Here is a 20,984-nt window from a genome sequence, read left to right as displayed (position 1 = left end):
AAATATAAATGCTCACGATTGTATTACCTCATCGAATCAACTATATGAGCTCGTAACTTTAAAATTAGGAGGGGATGATGTGCTTCTTATCTATTAAAAGAGCTGCCTTATTGGGTATATTTATTAGTGGACTTGCTCTTACTAGTTGTGAACGAGAAGTAAATGCAGACAAGAATCGTATTCCAAACAATCTAGCTGATGCTCTTGACATGTTCGATGTTGGCCCGCAAAATTTGGATGATCTTCCGGATGAAGTACTTGAGCAGTTTAATATTAATCGGCGTGACTTATGTCAAACATTAAAACAGCAACGTAAACAATATTATGGTTATGATAAATATGAGAATCTTAACTGTAATCAATATAATTAATTACGTAAGGAATGTTGATAACTTAGCTAATACTTCGTTCATAATCATGACAGGAACCGTTTCTAGTTTTTTTCCTTTGCGCGCTCCTATATCGAGAGCACGTGGTTGATCACAGCGTATCACACCTGTTGTATGCAATCCAACTCCCATCAACGAAACAACAAAACCCGCTATTCTAGCAAAACTTCCTCCACTTGTAATGGGTAAGACAATTGGTGTTTTAGTCACACGATTAAACGCCTCTGGTGATACAATAAGCACCGGACGCGTTCCTTTTTGCTCATATCCTGAACTTGGGTCAAGCGATACTAACCAAATTTCTCCCCGATTCATTATAAGAGCTCTCTACCAACAGGTTCAGCATCAAGCCATTTCGTTTCCTCATCATAGAGGTCAGCCAAAGGATCACATTGAGCTAACAATTCGTCAAGAGTATAACTAGGAAATACCTGAGGCTCTACAATTAAACACCCATTATCAATAGTCAAACCAACCTCAGTATTTTCAACGAGGTGTAAAACATCAAGTAACGCAGGCGGTATAGAGAGCATAACTGACCCTCCAACTTTACGCAATTTCGTTGTGTGCATAGAATCTTCCTTAAAGGTATTATATAAAAATATAACATTCTAAAACCTATTATTCAATGGTTTTTACATTCTTGCGAAAAAAACTTATGAAGAGCATTCAGAGCAATGTATAGAGAACTGACAAGATGTTTTAGTTGTTGGTCTTCTATAACGATATACTGCAACGCGGCATAAAGGTTATACTGACGATATAAACCTTGTGTTTCTCTAATAACGTCTCGCACAGCTTCATAACGATCAGTTGTTATTTTAACCCACTTTTCAAGACTATCTTGATCGTGATTAGAAGTTACGTCGTCATGGACTGCCCCTGGAAAACCTTTCGCACAACAATAATCATTTCGCACCTGAATATACTGCTGTGATGCATCGTACTGATCTTGATTAATCTTTTTTTCCAATAAATATAATCGCCCTACATAAGTGCCCATAAGCGGGTTTTTCGCATCTTGAATACTTATCCCATAATGCTTGGCACGCATTTCAAGAGTTAATTGATCAGTAGGCTTACGAGGCGTCTTTGCACGTGAAATACGTCCATTGGGTTCTCTTTTTTGACCCGTTATTCTAGGTCTTCCCCGTTTCTTACGTTTCTTCATTCACGCCCCCAGATGCCTTTTTAATGTATTCCCAAACTTTCTCTATCTTGGACTGCGTCTTCCGCTTCAAATAAAAGAGCCACATAAGGAAAGAACTTATTACAAAAAAAACTATTATTTTCTCCCCCAAATGGCTCTTATCCCATATTGTCCCCAAAACTAAAGTTATGAACGTCCCTAACAAAATACCTATGGACATATCAAAATGCTGTATATACATTGCGCAATCTCTCAATGAATCCATTTCTTGTTCTGTAACAACATGATGTGTAGTCGTTCTAGGGTTTCTCCATTTCTTCATAAGTAAACCTCCTAATTAAAACGGGATATCATCATCCAAAGTCGTTTCTAAATACCGCTTATCCTCTTGCTCCATCGCTTCCAAAGCCATATCAATACCATCTTTTTGAATGCTATTAAGGATCTTCAACTCACCCCTATATTGCGGCAAGACAATTTCTGTTGTGTAGCGTGTTTGCCCGCTTTTATCTTGCCATTTACGCGTCTGTAATTGACCTTCAACATAAACCTTGGAACCTTTACTCAGATATTGCAGTGCAACCTTTGCAAGATGGGGATTAAAAACAACGACAGAATGCCATTCTGTTTTATCTACCTTTTCACCTGTTGTTTTATCTGTATAGCTCTGTGACGTGGCTATACGAAAGTTCACTACCTCTGCACCAGATGCCATTGTCCTGCTCTCAGGATCGGCACCAAGATTGCCTACTAAAATTACTTTGTTGATCATGTTGGATATCTTTATCTAAGGGAAATTATGTGTGTCTTAATGAAACAAAATACGGATATGAAAAACTATTTTTTCTATATTTTACAAAATTATATCATAATATATTAAACTAGTTAATACAGATAAACAAAATAAATAACTGAAAATAAACAGTTTATATGATTTTATCAGTGTATAAATGCTGTTCTCATCTCATTTAGATAACTTATTGATAATGTTCATAAATTTCTTCTATGAATGCATATTTTAAAAAGCTTTCATATAAAGGCAAAAATCTTTTCAAGAAAACTATATCAATCCTTGACAAATATTCGTTTATAAACGATTATTTGTTTATGTTTAAGATACGCCACTACCTTACTGCTGATGGAAAAAATTTGATAACCGACTGGTTACACAAACTTCGTGATGTGCAAACTAAAACCGCAATTATTCGCCGCCTTAACCGTTTGGAGCAAGGAAATTTTGGTGATTTTAGACCACTTCGTGATGGCATTTATGAATTGCGAATTCATATCGGGCCTGGTTACCGAATTTATTATACCCAATTAGGAAAAACCGTGTTGCTGTTATTGTGTGGTGGCACCAAAAGGACGCAAAACACTGATATTACCCGCGCGTGCGCTTATTGGCATGATTGGCAAAACCGTGAAGATTAAAGGAGTGTAGAGATGAAAGACCGTAACCATGATGATGCAATGGCTGAACTGTTCTATAATGATCCTGAAACGGCAGCAGCTACCCTTGATGCAATTTTAGCTGATGGCGATCAAGGTGAGCTACTTGTAACGCTTCGTCAAATGGCAAAAGCCTATGGTGGTGTTCAAACTGTAGCTAAAGCAGCTGAACTAAATCCAACACAGCTTTATCGTACACTTTCACAGAAAGGAAACCCTGAGCTTCGAAGTTTGACTGCTTTACTACGAACTATGGGGCTTCGGTTAGCTGTACAACCCCTTGAACGATCTGTTCCACATATCTAACCTAAATAACCGTTAAAAAAAATCAATTGGTTCAAGCAATAAAAGATATTTTGAAAAAATAAAAAAGCTTGCTAATACAGATGTTACAGAGGATAAAAAATTAAAGCCGCATCACATAAATGACGCGGCTTTGTTTTTGCTGTTTAAAAGCAGGCGCCCCCCGCGCCTGTTATTTACGCTGCTGTAGCAATCTCGACGATATTATCGCCTTCATAAACCTCACAATTTATTGGAATAGACCACTCGTTTTTTCCTGTGATTTTTGCATTACCATATGCTTTTCCCCAAACCCATCCACTACCAGCAATTTTTGCATTACCATAAACGGAACCGTAAATCCTAACACGGCCACCAATCGTAGCATTCTCATAAACTTCACCAATAATTTTTGCATGAGCAGCAATTTTTGCATTCCCATAAACTTTTGCCCCTGATGCAATACGAGCTGAACCGGAAACCTCAGAATCCCCAAAAACATGGGCATCACTATAAACCCATGCTTTCTTTAAAATACGAGCATTCCCATAAACTTTCGCATCAACATACACACGAGTAACTCCAAACACATGAGCATTCCCATAAACGTGTCCACAAACAACAGCATGACCACACACGATAGCATTCTCATAAACACGGGCATCGTCACCATAAACACACGCATGACCCCCAACCCAACAATCGCCATCATGAGAAAGATTGTCCTCTAGCTCTATAAAGCCACCAATGTCACCAGCTTTAACATCACCAAAGTCTCTTAAGGCACGAATACGACGAAAAGTATATCCTTCAATTTCTTTGATTTCGCTTGTAAATTCATATTTTTTCATTTGGAGTTTTCCTTATCGTAATAAAGTTTTGATTGACGCCCCAAAAGGGCGCCGGGTGCTCAAAACACGGCGATAAGTCCGTCGTTACACTTTCCCCATAAAGGGTATTGTATGGTGTAACCACACCCGACAAAATCACTATACGTTGAAATACGTAAAAAGATAGTCAGTTTAAAAAGACATTGGAGAGATTGTTTCGTAACCTATCCGCTTATCGTTAAGTGTTTTGAGCACTTGGGTATCTGTATAACAAAACTATCTTTCACTGTCAAATAAAAAACTCATCACCTGTTATAAATTTTATAATTATCATCCTAATTTTTGCGTTTGCTCTATTTTTCTCAAATTAGCTCGTACAGAGCATTTTATGTTCCCAATGTTTTTGTGAATTCATCAAAAAACTTCTAAATCTTTCTCTAAGGTGCCTTTCTGTCGATTTAAACGCATATCTAATCCAAAAGTGATCACCATTTCTCTCTATTTTGCTGTTTTTAAAATCATCATGCCGTTTTTGTGAGGGGAATGACATTTCCTCCTCTCTCCTGTTCTTTCAGTGCTTTTGCTCGTGTATTCAGAACAGTCTTGCGAACAAGTCTTGCTGTTGTCAAAAGGCCTTCTTCTAAATCACGACACAATCGCACAAGCTCACAAGTGCTAGGGAAAAATGTCTCGGATACAGTTTTCACTTCACCACGCAAAATCCGTTTAACTGTTTCCATAAGTGCCCACTGTGAAACTGTCTCAAGAGCCATTCCATACGCAAGCGACATACCTTCATCATCTGAGTTTTGCGATATTTTCAAACCACACGAAAGTATACGCATAGCCTCTGCAATGACCTCTCCATCAGCTTTCACAGCAAACAGTTCTTGAAGTCGCTCATAAGCTTTCAACGCTATCGTTTCTTGCTGTTTCGTCAATGCACTCCCAGCTTTCAAGTGTAATGGGAATCCCGGTGCTATCATTTTGCAAATTTGCATTAAAGAAACCTCTAGATCCGAGATTGCGGATGTTATCTGCGATGCGTTCACCAACACTTTTTTCCCGTCGAGAGTAATTTCCATCCCTACCATTTTGTTTTTCCTTTTCCAGTTTCGCTTTCTGAGCTACAAGTCCATAGTCGGAAATAACCCAGTTGTACCATGTCAGTTGCCAATCCTTTTTGATTGCACCTTGACCAGACTTAGCCAGCCAGTAGTTTTTAAACTTCTCAAACTCTAACAACGCCTCGTCATGCGTTAAGCCCCTGTCGATTGCGTATTGCAAGTTAGGTTCGAAATCATGAGGCAATCGGCATCCTCGTCTATCTCCAGACCGCTTGGTTTTCTTTTCAGTGCTTTTTTGCTGTGAAACGGGTGATTGGTTTTCTGATGAGGATGTATCGTGATCCAAATGCTGCTCAACAGCATCATCGGTTGTTTCGTCTTGAACCGAAACTTCAGTTGCTAAATTTTCTGAAGCAATTTCTTTTTTTGATAACACGATAGTGTTAGTTTTTTTATATATATTCTTATTCTTATTCTTTATAGCTTGATTTTGCTTATCGTTTGCTTCAACAAAATTATTATTTTGCTTACCATTTGCTTCAACATAATCATTAACAGATTGTTTTTTAAGCATTTTTGCTTGTGCACCTTTTCTCCCAGCTTCACTACGCACTTGCGATATATGCTCTTGTTTATCAATAAAGTTTTTAAGTTCTTCCTCGACTTGCAAACTCCACAAACGGCCATCTTCTAAAAGAACGATTTTCTGATCACGTAACAAAAAATCTAATGCCTTATTAAAAGCCTTAACCGAGCAACCAGCACTGTGTGCTAATTTACTTGGATCACAAAAATAGGTTCACCACTTCTACGCATGTGCCATTGCAATATTACGTATGTTGCTATCTGAAATGCTTTCATTCCACTCGTGTCAGCAAGACAATCAGACGAAAAACTTTTAACCCACAGTAATTTAGTTGACATAGCTTTCCCCCTTTCTTTCTGAAGATGTACTACTGATATCAAGATCAACTGCTGATGATGTGTACCACAAACGGCCACTCTCTAAACGAATGATATAACCACGGCTCATTAAAGATTCTAATATGTTTCGAAACGTCCACACTGAACAGCTGCACAAACTTGATAAATGAGAAGCATCATTAAAAATAGGTGCGCGCTCATGAAGCATGAGCAAGACCAGTGTTGTATAAATAGCTGTTTCTTTTGGCTTCAAAAGCATAAGCTCAATTAAAAATTGACCAGGATAAAATTTTACCCAGGGTGATTTCGTGGCCATCACATGTCTCCTTCTTTCTTTAAGTATAAAATTGCCCAGCCTGTCTTCGTATCTAGATCAAGAAAAGGAATCATGTTAGGCATCTGACGTTTCATTGAAAATGTTTTATAAAATCGTTTCATCACTATGGTTTTGAAAAAGTGGGGGGAAAAATAGAATGACAGTATTTGAATGTTTCTCTATAATCTCCATTGTCATTAGTAGCATTCATGCAAGTATTTCAGTTTGGGTAAGATATGAAGAACAGAAAAAAAAGGCTTTAGGACGAACACTGCAATTTAATTGCGTATCATATAGATCGCCCGTGTCTCCGTATAAAAATGAAAATCCTGAAATTACAATAAAATTAGCCCTTCACAATCCTACAAAACAAGTAATTAAAGTAAATAACATCTGGATAGATCACAAAAGCCCATTCCAATTTATTGAAGCACGCTATATCAATCCAAACCCAAAATTCCCTAAAAAACCAGATATAATTATCTCCACAAAGCCTAAGCACATCGACTTAATAAATCCTCAGACAAAACCAGAATCAGAGCACTTCTTTGATTTATTTAGTATAAACAGTAAACAAGAAATTATACTTTCACTTACCGTGCTAGTTAAACAACCAACTACAGTAAATCCTATAACTATTATTTTAGAACATACTTCGTCTAATGATCCAAGTAAAACACTGAAGCTTCTTTGTAACCTCGGCTTTTTTAAATTGTCAGATGAACAGAATTTGAATTGTATTAATAAACTTTTCAAAGAAAGCGCACCTCAATAAATAACGTACGTACTCACTTACAAGTAGTTAAAAACGAAACAAAAAATACACAGTTAAAACAAGCCGCAAAGTATATACTATTGCCATAAAATCACCTTTAATCACTTTTCTTTCCTTATTTTTTACCTTGTCTAAGTTATTGTATGAATACCCCTGATAATTAAATCCATATTCTGTACTGCCAATAATAAAAAAGTCGCTTCCAAAACCTATGTAACCATGAAAGAGAGGCCATATACTCCTGTGGTGTCATGAATGTCATTTCATACGTAATAACATTATCATCACACACTACCGTATCTTTTATCTTTTCATCACCACTCACCATAGCATTGCCGGAAACGTATGAACCGTCATAAATCCAACAATCACCCTCGTGAGAAAGATTGGCTTCTGTCTCTATAAAGCCACCAAGGTCACCAGCTTTAACATCACTAAAGTCTCTTAATGCACGAATACGATGAAGAGTGCAGTTATACTTCTTTCCAAATCTTGAATTATCAACCTTCTCACTTTCTTCCGTAAGCTCGTATTTCTTTGATATACTCATGTTCTTATCCACCTATTGACTGTTGACCATCGGTTTGCTCATACCCTGCCCTGCTCACTACACAACCATCTACAAACTCACACGATGGGGAGGTTTCTTTTTTCTGCATTAAGTCTTGCGTTACAGCGGTGAAATTTTCTTGATACCAATCACTAGGGCTTACATAATTATTTGTAATCTTTGCTATTTTTTTTATTATCCTAGGATGAGGAAACCTCTTTCCATTCACATAACGCGCTATTGATGCTTGGGTGACACCCACAGAAACTGCAAATGCAGCGTAAGTAATATTATTTTCTGACAAATATGATTTTAGCTTAAACATTTTTGTGCTTATACCATATTGGAAATTTTAATGCAATGAAATTTTACCGTATTGGTATTTGAAAGATGATTTTTTTTTAATAGGATAAGAATCATGAATAATTTGAAATTCTTCAGAAAAAAAATGGGCTTAAGCTCTAAAAAATTAGCTGAACTAGTAGGAACGAGTCAGCCACAGATTTTCCGTTTAGAAAATGGACAACGAAAACTAACAAAAGAATGGGCTATACGTTTAGCACCTCACCTAGCCACTACTCCTAAACAATTAATGTTTTCAGAACAACAAACAAATAGCTTAGACGAACAAATACAAGATATGCTCGAACACCTAAGCTATGATAAAAAAGTTAAACTTCTTGATTTTCTTTCTTCATTTTATCAAGAAAAAAAGTAATAAATTGCTTTTTTTCATCTTCTGTTAATTTTTTCCAAAGCGCTAATATTTGTGCATTAATTGGTGGATTTTTATCCATTATTTCACCTTACTCCAAAAATATAAAATATAAAATAACCATTTTGGTATTGACTAAATGTTACCATTACGGTATAAATATCCTCATAAAGTAAAAAGAACCATTTACCAACGTGAATGAGAGGGGATGGAAAATGAATAAACAGCTTTTTGTAAATGCTGATGAGATCTTGTTGATTGTGTCTACTTACGATGATGATTACTACGCTAAACCTGGACCAATTGATAAAACTGAAATCATGGACATTGTGGGGCAGATGGAAACCGTTGAAAGCATTCTTCGCATTGATCTTATGTCAAACCGCTATGATGATATTTCAGAAGAAGTTGCTGAATTTTATGTTCAAAAATACTTAAATGATTATGACAATTATTACTTTGTAGAAGATGCCCCATATCCTTTTATAGCTCACAGCTGTGCATACAGTGATGTCTTAGACAAGATAGAAGAACGGGAAAATACAAGTCCATTCTACAGTACTTGTCGGCAATAATATTTTCTTTTCAACACATCTGAAAAACTAATCCAAACAATATGAAGGGATGGAAGATGAATAAACAGGTTTCTGTTGGTTATAATGAAGTTTTACTCATTATAACTGGTGATGAGATTTCTCACCCAGCTTTATATGGACCGTTTTCAACAGCTGAAATCATGTATATTGTTAATACTTTGAACAATGTTATAAAAATCTTTTGTATTAATCCTGATGAAAGCAGCCTTGATGATCTCTCTGAAGAGATCGCTGAAATCTATGTAAAGAATAGCGATTCCTCTCTTTTAGAGAGAGAAACACATCTCTTTATAGAAGATAGTGAGGTATATTATAATCTTTTAAGAGCTAATCGAAAACCTCCGAAATGGATGAATGCATATGCATTACATGAGCGTTTGAAGGTAAAAACCAACTTTAATGATTGGATTACTCAACGCATCCAAGAATATAAACTTAAGAAAGAAGATGACTTTTATATAAAAAATGATGATCCCCCAAAAGGATACTACCTTACCATAGACATAGCAAAAAAACTTGCCAAGGCTGAAAATAGTGACGCAGGCAAAGAAGTCTATCGATATCTTTGCGTTATATCCAAAGTATATAAGCAATAATATTTTCTTCCCAGCACATCTGAAAAAACAATCCCAACACTATGAGGTCTGTAATGGAAATGCCTATCGCTATTTGGAACCATACAATTAATCAAGAAACTGTACAAACAGTCAATGCACGTGAGTTGTATACGTTCTTGGAAGTTAACTTCAATTTTAACGATTAGATAGCTAATCGTATTAAAGAGTACGGTTTCCTAGAAAATAAAGACTTTGTGAGTTTTACTAAAATTTTAGTAAAATCCAAACAAAACGCTCGTCCAAGTACAGAATACTACCTCACCTTAGACATGGCAAAAGAACTTGCTATGATTGAACGTAATGAGAAAGGTAAGCAAGCTCGTCAATATTTCATTGAGTGTGAACGAAAAGCAAAACAAATGAACTCTTCTCAAATTGACTACTCTAATCCTCAGGTCATCTTAGGTGTTTTTACGCACTTAAAAAATGAAAGTGAACGTAAGGATTGTATCATTGCTCAATTAACTCCAAAGACAGAAAAACTTGAATCTTTAGAACGTTCTGATGATTTGCTTAGTATAAGTGATGTAGCAAAAATGTTAGACATGTGTCCTGAAGATTTAGCGAACTATTTGATTAATCGTCGTTGGATTTATCGTCGTACTGATAAAAGTTTGGTGCCTTATTATAGTAAAATTAATGAAGGACTGATGGCTTATATACCCGAAACCATTCAAACAATCAGTGGACGAGAAAGAACCATTCCTAGTGCAAAAATTACATCAAAAGGATTAAAACGCCTGAGTATGATACTCTGCAAACAAATCCACACTCAAGAAGAGATGAGCGGCTTTACTAATGCCAAAGTTGCTGATTTTAAAAGAATGACAGCAACAACGTTTTTTTCTCAATACATCTAAAAATCAATCAAAACACACCCTTTTAAACACACGCGTGCTTCACGCCACAGGTGAAGTGCACTCAAAATTAAGGAAAATAACAATGACATCTTCTCTCGTAGAAAAAATGGCGCAACAATATGATTTCTCAGAACGAGAATTTCGTGAAGCAATTTTCAAAACATGTATCAGTTGTGATATTTCTAATGCTGAGTTTTTGGTCTTTGTTTATCTTGCCAAAAAATATGGATTAGACCCTCTAAACAAAGAAATATATGCCATCCCTAAAAGAGGCGGCGGTATTATATCGGTTGTCTCTGTTGATGGGTGGCTCAAAGTCATACATTCACATGATAATCTTGATGGAGTGGAACTCCAAGAAAACTTTGATAATGAAGGCAATCTGTTTTCTGTTACATGCGCTATATATTTGAAAGACAAGAAATACCCCTTTAAAATCACAGAATATCTCAAAGAATGTAAGCGAAATACAGAACCTTGGAATCAATGTCCTGCTCGTATGCTGCGTCATAAAGCACTTATACAGTGTGCTCGTTATGCATTCGGTTTATCTGGTATCTACGATAAAGACGAAGCTGAACGTATCAATGAAGCTATTTACCTCAGTGAAGTTAATGATAATCCCCAAAACGAGAGAATATCTGATGAATCACTTGCGCAAATCAAAGAGTTAATGGAACAAACAAAAACAGAAGAGGAAAAAGTACTCTCTTACGCAAAGGTCACAAATCTCGCAGAAATGTCTCATGAGACAGGGCAAATTATTTTAAAGCGTTTGGAAGCAAAACAACACTTACAAATGAATGAAGCACAACAAGCTTTACCTTTACCAAACACACCAATTCAACAAGCTTCAATGGGAGTGTGATATGCAACAAAGAACAGCAGAATGGTTTCAAGCCCGTTTAGGTAAAGTCACAGCTTCAAACATTAACAGCATCGTCGATAAAACAGCTAAAGGCTTACCAACAAGTAAATATGAAGAGTACAAAATCAAGCTCATTACAGAACGTTTAACTGGTAAAACAGTATCATCTTATGAAACGCCTGCCATGCGATGGGGTAATGAACATGAAGACAGTGCAATTGAAGAATATAGCTTTCTTTACGATACTACCGTCACACGATGTGGGTTTATTCCTCACCCGACAATTGAAATGGCAGGCGCTAGTCCTGATGGTCTCATTGGAGATGATGGCCTCATAGAAGTTAAATGCCCTCAAGAAATAACCCATGTTCGTTTTTTGCGAGACGGTAAAATCAAGCCTGAATATATCTTACAAATGCAGTTTCAAATGGCTTGTACAGGGCGAAAATGGTGTGATTTTGTTAGCTATCATCCTTGGTTTATAGATAAATCACCTCATTTGTGTATCAGGGCTCTACGCATTCCACGCGATGATGAACAGATTGAGCTCATCAATAAAGCTGTTGAAGCATTTTTAGCAGAAGTAGAACAAGATATGCAATTCTTGACAAACGCTGCTTAAACCCATAGGGGGCGCTGTTCTCCCTCCCCTAAGCGCCCCCACCCATTTTTCAATCACTTTCAACACACGCGTGCTTCACACCACAGGTGAAGTGCAATCAAACTTAAGGAAATTTAACATGGCTCGTCGCCACGCTGCCGTAACACAGTCCGCTATTGCAAGAGCTTTAAGAGAAGCTAAAAAGCAAGGTTGTGAGTTAATGGAAATCAAACCAACCGGTGAACTCTTAATTTATCTCAAACCTGACATCACCATACCAAATACTGCTACTCATCCAGACAGATTATTAGATCTCTCAAAGGGTGATTATGACTTTGATATTGGTATGTAAGGTCACGCTATGCCTAAACCACGGCCTCCCCACCTTGTCAAAGAAATTACGCGCTATGGTAAAATTGTATGGTACGTGCGTATTGGCCATGGTCAAAGGCGTAGAGTGCGTGGAACCTATGGTACACAAGAATTTGTTGACGACTATAAAGATGCTCTTTCTGAGTTACAAGGATACAAGCTTCCTAAATCTAAACCTGGTAAACTCGTTGAAGGTAGTTTCATATGGCTCCTGAAACAATATTTTGACAGCGTCACTTGGCATAACCTAGCTCATGCTACGAAAAGACAAAAAGAACTCATTCTGATGAAAGTGTCAGATGCCATAGGAGATATTCCATACAAAGCAATTAAAAAGTCGCATATTACAGCTGGTGTTGAACGACGTAAGGAAACACCCGCAACTGCTCGGAATTTTCTCAAAGCAGTTAATGGCCTTTTTAAATGGGCAGTTGAACAAGGACTTTTAGAAAATAATCCTGCTTTAGGGGTTAAAACACCATTTCTCAAAAACAAGGATGGATTCCCTGCTTGGATAGAAGAGGACATCGACAAATATTATCAACAATGGCCTCTCGGAACGCATGAACGGGTATGGATTGATGTTCTTCTTTACACAGGCTTACGAAGGGGAGATGTTGTACGCATCGGATGGAAGGATGTCACGGATAATGTCATTCATTTAAAGACAGAAAAAAGCAAATTTCAAACAGATGTGTTTCTTCCCATTCTACCCGAATTAGCAAAAACTCTTGAAATGGGTCCTATTGGTGATGAAACTTTTATTTGTGGGAAAGGAGGCAAGAAACTAACCAAAGAAACCTTTGGGAACCTGTTTAGAGATGCTTGCAATGCAGCGGGAATAAAAAAATCAGCACATGGTTTAAGAAAATTAGCTGCAACAAGAGCTGCCAATGCAGGGGCTACGGTCGCACACAACTTAAAGCAATTTTTGGATGGACTGATGATCAAATGGCATCTCTCTACACAAAGACTGCTGATCGCAAAAGATTGGCTCTCGAATCAATCGAAAAGCTCCAAAAAAATAAGGGATAGAGCACAAAAAAACTCAATAAAATCAAGAGTCTTAGATTCCCTTATTTTTTACATAACATACTGATTTTATTGTATTATAAGGCGATCTCATTGCCCACCATACATTTTTACTTTCTTATGTTTTTTTATTTCTATCATTATTTTATAAGTTTAAAGACAAAATTCTAAACTTTCCACCCTTCTTTTGTACAAATAGAACTGTAAATTCCCTTCTCTGGTAAGGAAATGCATAGCATCAGTAAAAATAAAAGCCCTATCCTGTGATAGAGCTTTTTAAGTGATTTGAGTCGTACAATAAATTAGAACTTATAAGCAACACCAACCCGAAAATCATTGGTTTGGTAGTCAAGTTCTAACTTGTCCTTAGCAAATTTCTGTTTACCAAAATCTGAATAACGATATTCCGCACGTAAAATAACATTATCAGCCATTGCAAAATCAACACCACCACCGAGGGTGTAACCCACCATCATTTTTGTATCTGATAAGCTAAAAGAACTTATTTCTCGTTCCCCTATTTCAAGTGATCGTGAAAAGATATTTTGAAGCTGCGCATAAGCGACACCGCCAGCAATATAAGGCATAATACGATCAACTGCAAAGCCTATACGTACTCGTGTAGCACCAGACCATTTTTGTTTTAAAGTGTTGCTATAAATTTCATCACCAATTTCCGCTATCTCACTTAATTGTCCCGCTTCCCTTGCATGCCTTGCAGACGAAACTGGCCTACCTCGTGAATGTTCTGATAAAACTGAAGGTCTGGCTTCTAATCTTTGCTGTTGTTTTTGTAAACTAGGTACCTGCACTCTTTCTGAATCTTCAAAATTTTGAACTTGAGATATAGAACTCTGTTGTTGATACTGTTGCATCTCTCTCTGCATACCAGTAGTATATCCATCTCTAGTTATAACATTCCTTCTCTTCCGTTCTAAAGGTACGTTTACATGGCTTGTACTGCTTGCATTAGATGTGTAAGTTCTTTGAAAACTCTCAGGTTGCTTTGGTTGCACACGTGCACGTTCATATAATTCACGCCTTGCCTTTTCTTCTCGTGCTTCTACTTCTTCCACCTCATCTATTTCTTCTATTTCATCTATTTCTTCAAATTTTCTTTTAGCAACAACTTTTGTATCCTCTTTATTAGACCAAACTATATCCGTATCAACACCTAGAATAAGGCTATTTCCTAAATCAACATTAGCTCCTGCATAAAGACCTCCCATGACACCAGAGAGTTGAGGCAATGTATCTTTCTCAACAGGTGTCCATTCTCTCATACCAGGGCTTTTTTTAACATATAGGCTAATATCCGTTTTACCTGAAAAGCCACCAATCTGTCCTCCAAGATAAAAACCATCCCAAGAGAAAGTAGGTGCAGAAATGACTGGTGGAATATCAGGACTCGGACTCATTTCAGCAGGTGATGAAACCTGCTTGGACATTTGAGTAACAGGCCTTGACTCTCGAGGCACCATAATGTCTGCTGCTTGTGCCATAGAAGCTGTAAAAAGAGTGATAATAGATGTGCTAATTAAACGTTTTGTGCTCATGAATTACTCCGAAGACAATGTTGAGAACCACATAATGATACATTATCTCCATTACATAATCTTTTCAAAAAGAGCTATAATAAAAATGACACAATCATAAAAATAAATTCTATAAAATTTTAAGTAATGAAGTTTGCTTATAAGTCAGTGACTTGCAAATGAAGGAAACTTTTTACGGCTGCTAAAAATGTTAAGAAATAAAACAATGTCTATACCAAAAACTAAATCGTAATTTCTGCTATAATCTATCCGAATCGGATCATTACTTGCGAACAACTTTCCAGCTTCAAAAAAGAATCTATACTCAATGCTAGATTCTCCATTTGTTAAAAGTTAATATTACAAGTATAATTTTTCCCATTAAGAGAAATATCAATAGAATTCTCGATCAAAAATTATGTAATTTATATCATTGTAGTATAGTATTTCTACTTTTGCTCTAATATTTTTCAATATTTCAGAAAGCATAGAATGATATTAAGCTAATTACGAAAACACCTTCCTTCTATCTCTCCTTCTTGATATCAAAACTTCCTTTTGAAAATAAGCTTCTAAAATAATCAAGTGCACACATTTAATCTTGATATGCTAGAAAAAATATTTTTTATAAATCCTACAAAAATATTCATTTAATTTGCAATAATCCTCTCTTCTTAAATTTTTTTATATAACAATAAATCTCAAATATGATAGTAAATTTCTAAGCTTTTCAAATAATGTGTCATTTTAAATCAATAAATTGAAGATTACTTCATTTTTTAATCAATCCCATAGACCAAATAAATTAGAAATTAAAAAATGTATTATAGTATTTCGTTTTAAAGCAAATAATTACAAAATCATTTCATATATATATATATATATATCAATTTTTACTATAATGAAGCTTTTATACTATCTTTTTTATACAAACTCGTATCAATAATTTCTTATTATATACTATCACAACAATTAATACATAATAATACAAATATGTTTTATACGAAATTCTTCATTTTTAACTGAATCAACATAACCAGAATTGAATGCTGCTACATAAATCTGTGAAGTAACAAGTGTAAAAACTATATTATGCATTAGCTGCTTCAACTGATTGAAGTGCGTAATGAGACTCAAATAGATTATTTAATAAAATATAAATTGATTATTTGTGAAATCTTTCCTAAGTGAAATATAGTCTGCAAAATAGTTTTGGAGATATTTTTGTGCTAGAGTATACTAAATGTATTTACTTTTATCCTATGCAAAAATGTTAAGATAATTTTCAATTGCCATTATGTTAGCATTTTTAAGTTAATATAATACCAACAAATCAAGAAAAAGCATATGCAACGTTAAATACTCTCAATCAATATCAAATGCAGTACAGATTTCATTCTTAATCTCGTAGAAACTGTCAAAGCTTATGCATCCTATGAGCAAGCTGTTCTTATTGGGGTTATTGAAGCGTGTGTAAAAACAATGCAAATAACTATTGATGCTGATTGATATATTGAATAACCCACAAATTATGCAACAATACCTCAATAGTTAAGCTAATTTATCAAGCGTACTTTCACACTTTATGGTTATTGTTGAAAACTATCCTGATCTTAAAGCAAATCAAAATTTTCTCGCTCTTCAGTTACAATTAGAAGAAACTGAAAATCATATCTCTGTTGCTCGTCGTGATTATATTGAGGCAGTACATGTATACAATACTGCACTAAAAACAATACCAACAATGATTTGGGCAAAACTCTGGTTATGTTGATCCTAAGTCTATACAAATATTCACTATTGATACTAATATCCACCAATAAATACCGAAGGTTAATTTCAATTAATGGTATCATTTCAATATTTTATTCAACTTATTCAACATAATGCTTCTTTATCTTTATGGTCTTTTATAAGCTTTCTATTTTTTGTAGTTACATCGAATAATATTGCTTATTCACAAACCCAATCTCCCCTTTTAACAGGTTATGTTAATGATGTCGTTCATTTTGTTTGATACTACAACGATAAAAAGTCTGACAGAAGAGCTGTCTGCATTAGAAAACAAAACAGGTGACCAAATTGTCATTGTGACTATCCCTATTCTTTCGGGAATCGATATCGAAACTTATAGCAATTTTCTTTTTCGCACATTGAGTTTTGGGAAAAAAATATAAATAACGGTGTATTACTTGTTGTTGCACCAAACAAACGAAAAGCACGTTGAAATGAGCTATGGTTTGGACAAAGAGCTAACAGATGCGATTTCTGCGGTTATTATTAACAGTTTTATTTTTCCCAATTTTCGTGAAGGAAAATATCAAAAAAGAATCGTTGAAGCAGTTAACACAATTACCGATGTTATTACAGGAAATAGTTCTGATGTCATGTCTAGAATCAAAGCAGAAGCTAAAATTGTTGAAATGCAAAGTAAACGAGCTGAAAAAGAAAAAATGATAGCAAATACTATTTTCCTTTTAATCTTTTTTTATCGGTTGGTTTGCTAATTCTTACAATGATTTTTGGTAAAAAAGTAGGTCCACGAAAATATCGTTGGATGAGTATTGGTTTCATACTTTGGTTTACTGATATAAATACTAGGCAAAAACACTCTGATGGAAGATTGGGAAGATAATTCAGGTGGTAGTGGATTAAAAGGTGATGGAGGAGCATCAAGAAGATGGTAAAATGCTCATTGGTATTTGTCACAAAATACCTTATATTACTAACTTATACCTGATCTGCCCAGATGGAATAAAATCTTTTTAAATTATGCTTCAATATTACGTCTAAAACGATATCTTAATACGTATTCATCTTTTAAGCACAACGGTAATTAATGGTATAAATTTTTTGAAAAAGTTTTTTAGCTAATTATTAAAATTCAATGACACTATATACTCATCATTCAATTAATGAGGTACTTGCTGGTTTTATATCAAATTTCAGGTTATTTAATTATAATTTAACTAACTGGTTTTCTACTCAACTAAAATGATAGAAATATTTAAATGTTTTCATAAAAAATATTGATATCATTCATTTTCTATTTTGATTTTAATGAACAAGCCCATAGTTCTTGCTGCATAATTTACCGTTGCTCATAACAAAATAAAATATAACCCTTATTATAAATATTTCCGATGACATTTAAATTAAAACGTACTGATCGTGATCATTTGTTATATGATTTTAAAATAACTTCTTCCACTTCACCAATTGAATGGAAAATAAGTGATGGTTTAGTCGAATATCCGGAAGCACTCCGTTATATGCAAGAACATGTAGAAAACATTTTTGAAAAAACCGCACATGAACAAGTTTGGCTTCTTGAACACCCTCCCCTGTACACAGCTGGTACAAGTGCCAACAAAAAGGATCTTCTAGCACCTAATTTATTTCCCGTTTATGAAGCTGGCCGTGGCGGTGAATTTACATATCATGGCCCAGGACAGCGTATTGCCTATATTATGCTTGATCTGAAACGCCGAAAACAAGACATACGCGCTTTTATTAGTGCATTAGAGCAATGGATTATTCAAACGCTTGCACAATTTAATATTAAAGGCGAACGCCGTGAAGATAGGATTGGTGTTTGGGTTACACGACCAGATCGTCCAGAAACAATAAAAGGTACTTCTTGTGAAGATAAAATCGCTGCTATTGGTATCCGTGTACGTAAGTGGGTAAGTTTTCATGGAATTGCTATTAACGTTGATCCTAACTTAGACCACTACTCAGGAATTGTTCCGTGCGGAATTGCAGATTATGGTGTAACCAGCTTAATTGATCTAGGTTTACATGTAACAATACATGATGTTGATATTGCTCTAAAACAAGCATTTGAACAAATTTTTGGTCCGACAATTGATGTTTCTTAAGTACGTTGATTTTTAAACAAGAAACGGGCATAAAGCCTATTTTGATTAAACGTTTATTTTAATAACTTAAAATTTAGATAGATAATTGAATGCTATGAGCGATAATAATAAAGATCTTTTTAGTATTTTAAATAAAGCTCAGCTTCGTATGGAAACGAAAGCAAACAGTCAGAAAACTCCAGCAAATTCAAAAGCAATACCTTTAAAAGTGCCTGTATCTACCTCTAAAGATAATACCGAAATGAATGACTATAATGCGTCATCTATCCGAGTACTTGAAGGTTTGGAGCCTGTGCGTTTGCGACCTGGAATGTATATTGGTGGAACAGATAGCAAAGCGCTTCATCATTTATTTTCTGAAATCATTGATAATGCAATGGATGAAGCTGTTGCTGGTTACGCTGATTTAATTGATGTATCATTGGATAAAGACGGTTATCTAACGGTTACAGATAATGGACGTGGAATTCCTATTGAAAACCATCCTCAAATGCCAAATAAATCTACTCTTGAAGTCATTATGACACAACTTCACTCAGGAGGAAAATTTGATGGGAAAGCTTATCAAACTTCTGGTGGTTTACATGGAGTAGGTATCTCTGTTGTCAACGCTCTTTCTGACGATATGGAAGTTGAAGTAGCACGGGAACGAAAACTTTACCGTCAGCGTTTCTCACGCGGTATTCCTCAATCTGGATTAGAAGATTTAGGTGATGTCTACAACCGTCGCGGTACACGAGTTCGTTTTCATCCTGATAGTAAAATTTTTGGCGAAAAAATAGCTTTTGAACCTGAAAAAATTTACAAAATGGCACGTTCTAAAGCCTATCTTTTCAGTGGAGTTAAAATTCGCTGGAGTTGTGACCCTGTAGTACTTGAAGGCATCAACAATATTCCTGAAAAAGCTACTTTTCATTTTCCAGATGGGCTTAAAGACTATTTATCATCATCGTTGAATAGTAAATATTGTATAACAGCTGAAATTTTTTCTGGTAAAACGAAACAACGTGCCAATCATGGCTCAGTTGAGTGGGCGGTAGCTTGGCATAGCAGCGATGCTGGTGTACAATCCTACTGCAATACTATTCCTACGCGAGAAGGTGGAACCCATGAAATAGGGTTGCGGCAAGCTCTTTTACGTGGATTAAAAGCATATGCTGAATTAATAGGAAACAAGCGCGCCGCTATTATTACTTCTGATGATGTTATGGTATCAACCGTCGCAGTGCTTTCAGTTTTTATTAGAGAACCTGAATTTGTTGGGCAAACTAAAGATCGATTGGCTACAATTGAAGCACAACGTATTGTTGAAAATGCAATACGTGATCCTTTTGACCATTGGCTTGCTAATTCTCCACAAGAAGCGACAAAGCTTCTTGATTGGGTTATTGAACGAGCTGAAGAACGTGTAAAACGACGTCAGGATAGAGAAATAAATCGAAAAACAGCTGTACGTAAATTACGTCTGCCTGGTAAATTAGCAGATTGCAGTCAAAATTCTGCTGCGGGCGCTGAATTATTTATTGTTGAAGGAGATTCGGCCGGTGGTTCTGCCAAACAAGCACGCAATAGAGCAAACCAAGCAATTTTACCTCTTCGGGGAAAAATTTTAAACGTAGCCAGTGCTGCACGTGAGAAGATGGTTACAAGCCAAACAATTAGTGATCTTATTCTCGTTCTTGGATGTGGAACACGTTCTAAATATCGTGAAGATGATCTTAGATATGAGCGTGTTATTATTATGACTGACGCAGATGTTGATGGTGCACATATTGCTTCACTTTTAATAACCTTTTTCTTTCAAGAAATGCCCGATCTCATCCGTGGGGGACACTTATATCTTGCTGTACCTCCTCTTTACAGAATATCACAAGGGGGAAAAGTCGCTTATGCGCGCAATGACGCCCATAAAGATGAACTGCTAAAAACTGAATTTACTGGAAAAGCTAAAATCGAGATCGGACGTTTTAAAGGCCTTGGAGAAATGCGTGCTGAACAGCTTAAAGAAACAACTATGCATCCTCAAAAACGCACACTTTTGCGCATTTCTATCAATGCACTTGAAATGCAAAAAACTAAAGATACAGTGGAAAGTTTAATGGGGTCAAAACCAGAAGCACGGTTTCGATTCATACAAGAAAATTCAACTTTTGCATATAATCTTGATATCTAATG

The 20,984-nt window shown here is 35.7% G+C and carries 25 protein-coding genes and 3 pseudogenes; 16 read left to right on the top strand and 12 right to left on the bottom strand.

Annotated elements, in window-relative coordinates:
- Positions 1–74 precede the first annotated feature (74 nt).
- Positions 75–371: a hypothetical protein gene (locus tag BWD162_RS03130; RefSeq protein ID WP_236824128.1), complete on the top strand. Its 297-nt coding sequence runs from the start codon at positions 75–77 to the stop codon at positions 369–371.
- Here BWD162_RS03130 and BWD162_RS03125 read toward each other — a convergent pair whose 3' ends face one another.
- From BWD162_RS03125 to ssb, 4 genes are all read right to left on the bottom strand, one after another.
- Complete coding sequence (locus BWD162_RS03125; protein ID WP_078705396.1) at positions 372–704, bottom strand: type II toxin-antitoxin system PemK/MazF family toxin; 333 nt, start codon at positions 702–704, stop codon at positions 372–374.
- Positions 704–961 carry an AbrB/MazE/SpoVT family DNA-binding domain-containing protein gene (locus tag BWD162_RS03120; protein WP_078705395.1) on the bottom strand — a complete coding sequence of 86 codons (258 nt, stop codon included), beginning with the start codon at positions 959–961 and terminating at the stop codon, positions 704–706. The genes BWD162_RS03125 and BWD162_RS03120 overlap by 1 nt, the downstream gene beginning before the upstream one ends.
- 53 nt (positions 962–1,014) lie before the next feature.
- Entirely contained in the window at positions 1,015–1,560 is a 546-nt protein-coding gene (locus BWD162_RS03115) for a hypothetical protein (RefSeq protein ID WP_078705394.1), read from the bottom strand.
- Between the two features lie 316 nt (positions 1,561–1,876).
- Positions 1,877–2,311, bottom strand: coding sequence for a single-stranded DNA-binding protein (gene ssb / locus BWD162_RS03105; RefSeq protein ID WP_078705392.1), 435 nt, complete (start codon positions 2,309–2,311; stop codon positions 1,877–1,879).
- 335 nt (positions 2,312–2,646) lie between these two features.
- Here ssb and BWD162_RS03100 point away from each other — a divergent pair, with 335 nt between their 5' ends.
- Positions 2,647–2,970, top strand: a complete 324-nt coding sequence (locus BWD162_RS03100; protein ID WP_078705391.1) for a type II toxin-antitoxin system RelE/ParE family toxin — start codon at positions 2,647–2,649, stop codon at positions 2,968–2,970.
- A 12-nt stretch (positions 2,971–2,982) separates the two neighbouring features.
- Positions 2,983–3,294 (top strand): helix-turn-helix domain-containing transcriptional regulator, encoded by a 312-nt coding sequence (locus tag BWD162_RS03095; RefSeq protein WP_078705390.1) that lies wholly within the window; start codon positions 2,983–2,985, stop codon positions 3,292–3,294.
- Positions 3,295–3,467: 173 nt separating this feature from the next.
- Here the strand turns inward: BWD162_RS03095 and BWD162_RS03090 are convergent, their stop codons facing one another.
- The 5 genes from BWD162_RS03090 to BWD162_RS03075 form a co-directional block, all read right to left on the bottom strand.
- On the bottom strand, positions 3,468–4,121 hold the full coding sequence (locus BWD162_RS03090; RefSeq protein ID WP_078705389.1) for a hypothetical protein: 654 nt from the start codon (positions 4,119–4,121) through the stop codon (positions 3,468–3,470).
- A 500-nt stretch (positions 4,122–4,621) separates the two neighbouring features.
- The gene (locus BWD162_RS03085; protein ID WP_194284866.1) at positions 4,622–5,041 is read right to left on the bottom strand and encodes a hypothetical protein; all 420 of its coding nucleotides are present in this window, start codon (positions 5,039–5,041) and stop codon (positions 4,622–4,624) included.
- Entirely contained in the window at positions 5,001–5,888 is an 888-nt protein-coding gene (locus tag BWD162_RS03080; protein ID WP_078705388.1) for a hypothetical protein, read from the bottom strand. The genes BWD162_RS03085 and BWD162_RS03080 overlap by 41 nt, the downstream gene beginning before the upstream one ends.
- Positions 5,889–5,938: 50 nt before the next feature.
- Entirely contained in the window at positions 5,939–6,091 is a 153-nt protein-coding gene (locus tag BWD162_RS07665; RefSeq protein WP_153300986.1) for a hypothetical protein, read from the bottom strand.
- Entirely contained in the window at positions 6,081–6,407 is a 327-nt protein-coding gene (locus BWD162_RS03075; protein WP_078705387.1) for a DUF1376 domain-containing protein, read from the bottom strand. Before BWD162_RS03075 ends, BWD162_RS07665 begins: the two co-directional genes overlap by 11 nt.
- A gap of 157 nt (positions 6,408–6,564) precedes the next feature.
- Here BWD162_RS03075 and BWD162_RS03070 point away from each other — a divergent pair, with 157 nt between their 5' ends.
- Complete coding sequence (locus BWD162_RS03070; protein ID WP_078705386.1) at positions 6,565–7,182, top strand: hypothetical protein; 618 nt, start codon at positions 6,565–6,567, stop codon at positions 7,180–7,182.
- 160 nt (positions 7,183–7,342) lie between these two features.
- Here the strand turns inward: BWD162_RS03070 and BWD162_RS03065 are convergent, their stop codons facing one another.
- Together BWD162_RS03065 and BWD162_RS03060 are read right to left on the bottom strand one after the other, a co-directional pair.
- Complete coding sequence (locus BWD162_RS03065) at positions 7,343–7,732, bottom strand: hypothetical protein (RefSeq protein WP_078705385.1); 390 nt, start codon at positions 7,730–7,732, stop codon at positions 7,343–7,345.
- A 4-nt stretch (positions 7,733–7,736) separates the two neighbouring features.
- Positions 7,737–8,057, bottom strand: coding sequence for a helix-turn-helix domain-containing protein (locus BWD162_RS03060; protein WP_078705384.1), 321 nt, complete (start codon positions 8,055–8,057; stop codon positions 7,737–7,739).
- 93 nt (positions 8,058–8,150) lie between these two features.
- Here BWD162_RS03060 and BWD162_RS03055 point away from each other — a divergent pair, with 93 nt between their 5' ends.
- From BWD162_RS03055 to BWD162_RS03020, 8 genes and pseudogenes are all read left to right on the top strand, one after another.
- Positions 8,151–8,450 (top strand): helix-turn-helix domain-containing protein, encoded by a 300-nt coding sequence (locus BWD162_RS03055; protein ID WP_078705383.1) that lies wholly within the window; start codon positions 8,151–8,153, stop codon positions 8,448–8,450.
- 191 nt (positions 8,451–8,641) lie between these two features.
- Positions 8,642–9,022 carry a hypothetical protein gene (locus BWD162_RS03050; protein WP_153300985.1) on the top strand — a complete coding sequence of 127 codons (381 nt, stop codon included), beginning with the start codon at positions 8,642–8,644 and terminating at the stop codon, positions 9,020–9,022.
- A gap of 56 nt (positions 9,023–9,078) precedes the next feature.
- On the top strand, positions 9,079–9,639 hold the full coding sequence (locus BWD162_RS03045; protein WP_194284865.1) for an antA/AntB antirepressor family protein: 561 nt from the start codon (positions 9,079–9,081) through the stop codon (positions 9,637–9,639).
- A 167-nt stretch (positions 9,640–9,806) separates the two neighbouring features.
- Positions 9,807–10,520, top strand: coding sequence for a phage antirepressor KilAC domain-containing protein (locus BWD162_RS03040; protein WP_442855929.1), 714 nt, complete (start codon positions 9,807–9,809; stop codon positions 10,518–10,520).
- Between the two features lie 82 nt (positions 10,521–10,602).
- On the top strand, positions 10,603–11,388 hold the full coding sequence (bet, locus tag BWD162_RS03035; protein ID WP_078705380.1) for a phage recombination protein Bet: 786 nt from the start codon (positions 10,603–10,605) through the stop codon (positions 11,386–11,388).
- A 1-nt stretch (position 11,389) separates the two neighbouring features.
- A complete protein-coding gene (locus tag BWD162_RS03030; RefSeq protein ID WP_078704976.1) occupies positions 11,390–12,010 on the top strand; it encodes a lambda exonuclease family protein in 621 nt (206 codons plus the stop codon).
- 118 nt (positions 12,011–12,128) lie between these two features.
- On the top strand, positions 12,129–12,341 hold the full coding sequence (locus BWD162_RS03025; RefSeq protein WP_078704975.1) for a hypothetical protein: 213 nt from the start codon (positions 12,129–12,131) through the stop codon (positions 12,339–12,341).
- Positions 12,342–12,350: 9 nt separating this feature from the next.
- A pseudogene (locus BWD162_RS03020) lies at positions 12,351–13,396 on the top strand (tyrosine-type recombinase/integrase).
- A 299-nt stretch (positions 13,397–13,695) separates the two neighbouring features.
- Here the strand turns inward: BWD162_RS03020 and BWD162_RS03015 are convergent.
- Positions 13,696–14,949, bottom strand: a complete 1,254-nt coding sequence (locus BWD162_RS03015) for an outer membrane protein (protein WP_078705379.1) — start codon at positions 14,947–14,949, stop codon at positions 13,696–13,698.
- 1,298 nt (positions 14,950–16,247) lie between these two features.
- Between BWD162_RS03015 and BWD162_RS03010 the strand changes: the two are divergent.
- From BWD162_RS03010 to parE, 4 genes and pseudogenes are all read left to right on the top strand, one after another.
- Positions 16,248–16,751 (top strand): annotated as a pseudogene (locus BWD162_RS03010) (LemA family protein).
- 165 nt (positions 16,752–16,916) lie between these two features.
- Positions 16,917–17,435, top strand: a pseudogene (locus BWD162_RS07880) (TPM domain-containing protein).
- Positions 17,436–18,071: 636 nt separating this feature from the next.
- Positions 18,072–18,809, top strand: coding sequence for a lipoyl(octanoyl) transferase LipB (lipB, locus tag BWD162_RS03000; RefSeq protein ID WP_078705378.1), 738 nt, complete (start codon positions 18,072–18,074; stop codon positions 18,807–18,809).
- A 94-nt stretch (positions 18,810–18,903) separates the two neighbouring features.
- Positions 18,904–20,982, top strand: coding sequence for a DNA topoisomerase IV subunit B (gene parE / locus BWD162_RS02995; RefSeq protein ID WP_078705377.1), 2,079 nt, complete (start codon positions 18,904–18,906; stop codon positions 20,980–20,982).
- Positions 20,983–20,984 lie beyond the last annotated feature (2 nt).

Source organism: Bartonella sp. WD16.2, assembly GCF_002022505.1.
Lineage (GTDB): Bacteria > Pseudomonadota > Alphaproteobacteria > Rhizobiales > Rhizobiaceae > Bartonella.
This window is presented reverse-complemented; position numbering and strand designations above follow the sequence as displayed.

Bases quoted from the DNA above. Each gene is read 5' to 3' on its own strand.
- BWD162_RS03130 (WP_236824128.1), top strand. From the start codon at position 75: ATGATGTGCTTCTTATCTATTAAAAGAGCTGCCTTATTGGGTATATTT.
- BWD162_RS03125 (WP_078705396.1), bottom strand. From the start codon at position 704: ATGAATCGGGGAGAAATTTGGTTAGTATCGCTTGACCCAAGTTCAGGA.
- BWD162_RS03120 (WP_078705395.1), bottom strand. From the start codon at position 961: ATGCACACAACGAAATTGCGTAAAGTTGGAGGGTCAGTTATGCTCTCT.
- BWD162_RS03115 (WP_078705394.1), bottom strand. From the start codon at position 1,560: ATGAAGAAACGTAAGAAACGGGGAAGACCTAGAATAACGGGTCAAAAA.
- ssb (WP_078705392.1), bottom strand. From the start codon at position 2,311: ATGATCAACAAAGTAATTTTAGTAGGCAATCTTGGTGCCGATCCTGAG.
- BWD162_RS03100 (WP_078705391.1), top strand. From the start codon at position 2,647: ATGTTTAAGATACGCCACTACCTTACTGCTGATGGAAAAAATTTGATA.
- BWD162_RS03095 (WP_078705390.1), top strand. From the start codon at position 2,983: ATGAAAGACCGTAACCATGATGATGCAATGGCTGAACTGTTCTATAAT.
- BWD162_RS03090 (WP_078705389.1), bottom strand. From the start codon at position 4,121: ATGAAAAAATATGAATTTACAAGCGAAATCAAAGAAATTGAAGGATAT.
- BWD162_RS07665 (WP_153300986.1), bottom strand. From the start codon at position 6,091: ATGTCAACTAAATTACTGTGGGTTAAAAGTTTTTCGTCTGATTGTCTT.
- BWD162_RS03075 (WP_078705387.1), bottom strand. From the start codon at position 6,407: ATGGCCACGAAATCACCCTGGGTAAAATTTTATCCTGGTCAATTTTTA.
- BWD162_RS03070 (WP_078705386.1), top strand. From the start codon at position 6,565: ATGACAGTATTTGAATGTTTCTCTATAATCTCCATTGTCATTAGTAGC.
- BWD162_RS03065 (WP_078705385.1), bottom strand. From the start codon at position 7,732: ATGAGTATATCAAAGAAATACGAGCTTACGGAAGAAAGTGAGAAGGTT.
- BWD162_RS03060 (WP_078705384.1), bottom strand. From the start codon at position 8,057: ATGTTTAAGCTAAAATCATATTTGTCAGAAAATAATATTACTTACGCT.
- BWD162_RS03055 (WP_078705383.1), top strand. From the start codon at position 8,151: ATGAATAATTTGAAATTCTTCAGAAAAAAAATGGGCTTAAGCTCTAAA.
- BWD162_RS03045 (WP_194284865.1), top strand. From the start codon at position 9,079: ATGAATAAACAGGTTTCTGTTGGTTATAATGAAGTTTTACTCATTATA.
- bet (WP_078705380.1), top strand. From the start codon at position 10,603: ATGACATCTTCTCTCGTAGAAAAAATGGCGCAACAATATGATTTCTCA.
- BWD162_RS03030 (WP_078704976.1), top strand. From the start codon at position 11,390: ATGCAACAAAGAACAGCAGAATGGTTTCAAGCCCGTTTAGGTAAAGTC.
- BWD162_RS03025 (WP_078704975.1), top strand. From the start codon at position 12,129: ATGGCTCGTCGCCACGCTGCCGTAACACAGTCCGCTATTGCAAGAGCT.
- BWD162_RS03015 (WP_078705379.1), bottom strand. From the start codon at position 14,949: ATGAGCACAAAACGTTTAATTAGCACATCTATTATCACTCTTTTTACA.
- lipB (WP_078705378.1), top strand. From the start codon at position 18,072: ATGACATTTAAATTAAAACGTACTGATCGTGATCATTTGTTATATGAT.
- parE (WP_078705377.1), top strand. From the start codon at position 18,904: ATGAGCGATAATAATAAAGATCTTTTTAGTATTTTAAATAAAGCTCAG.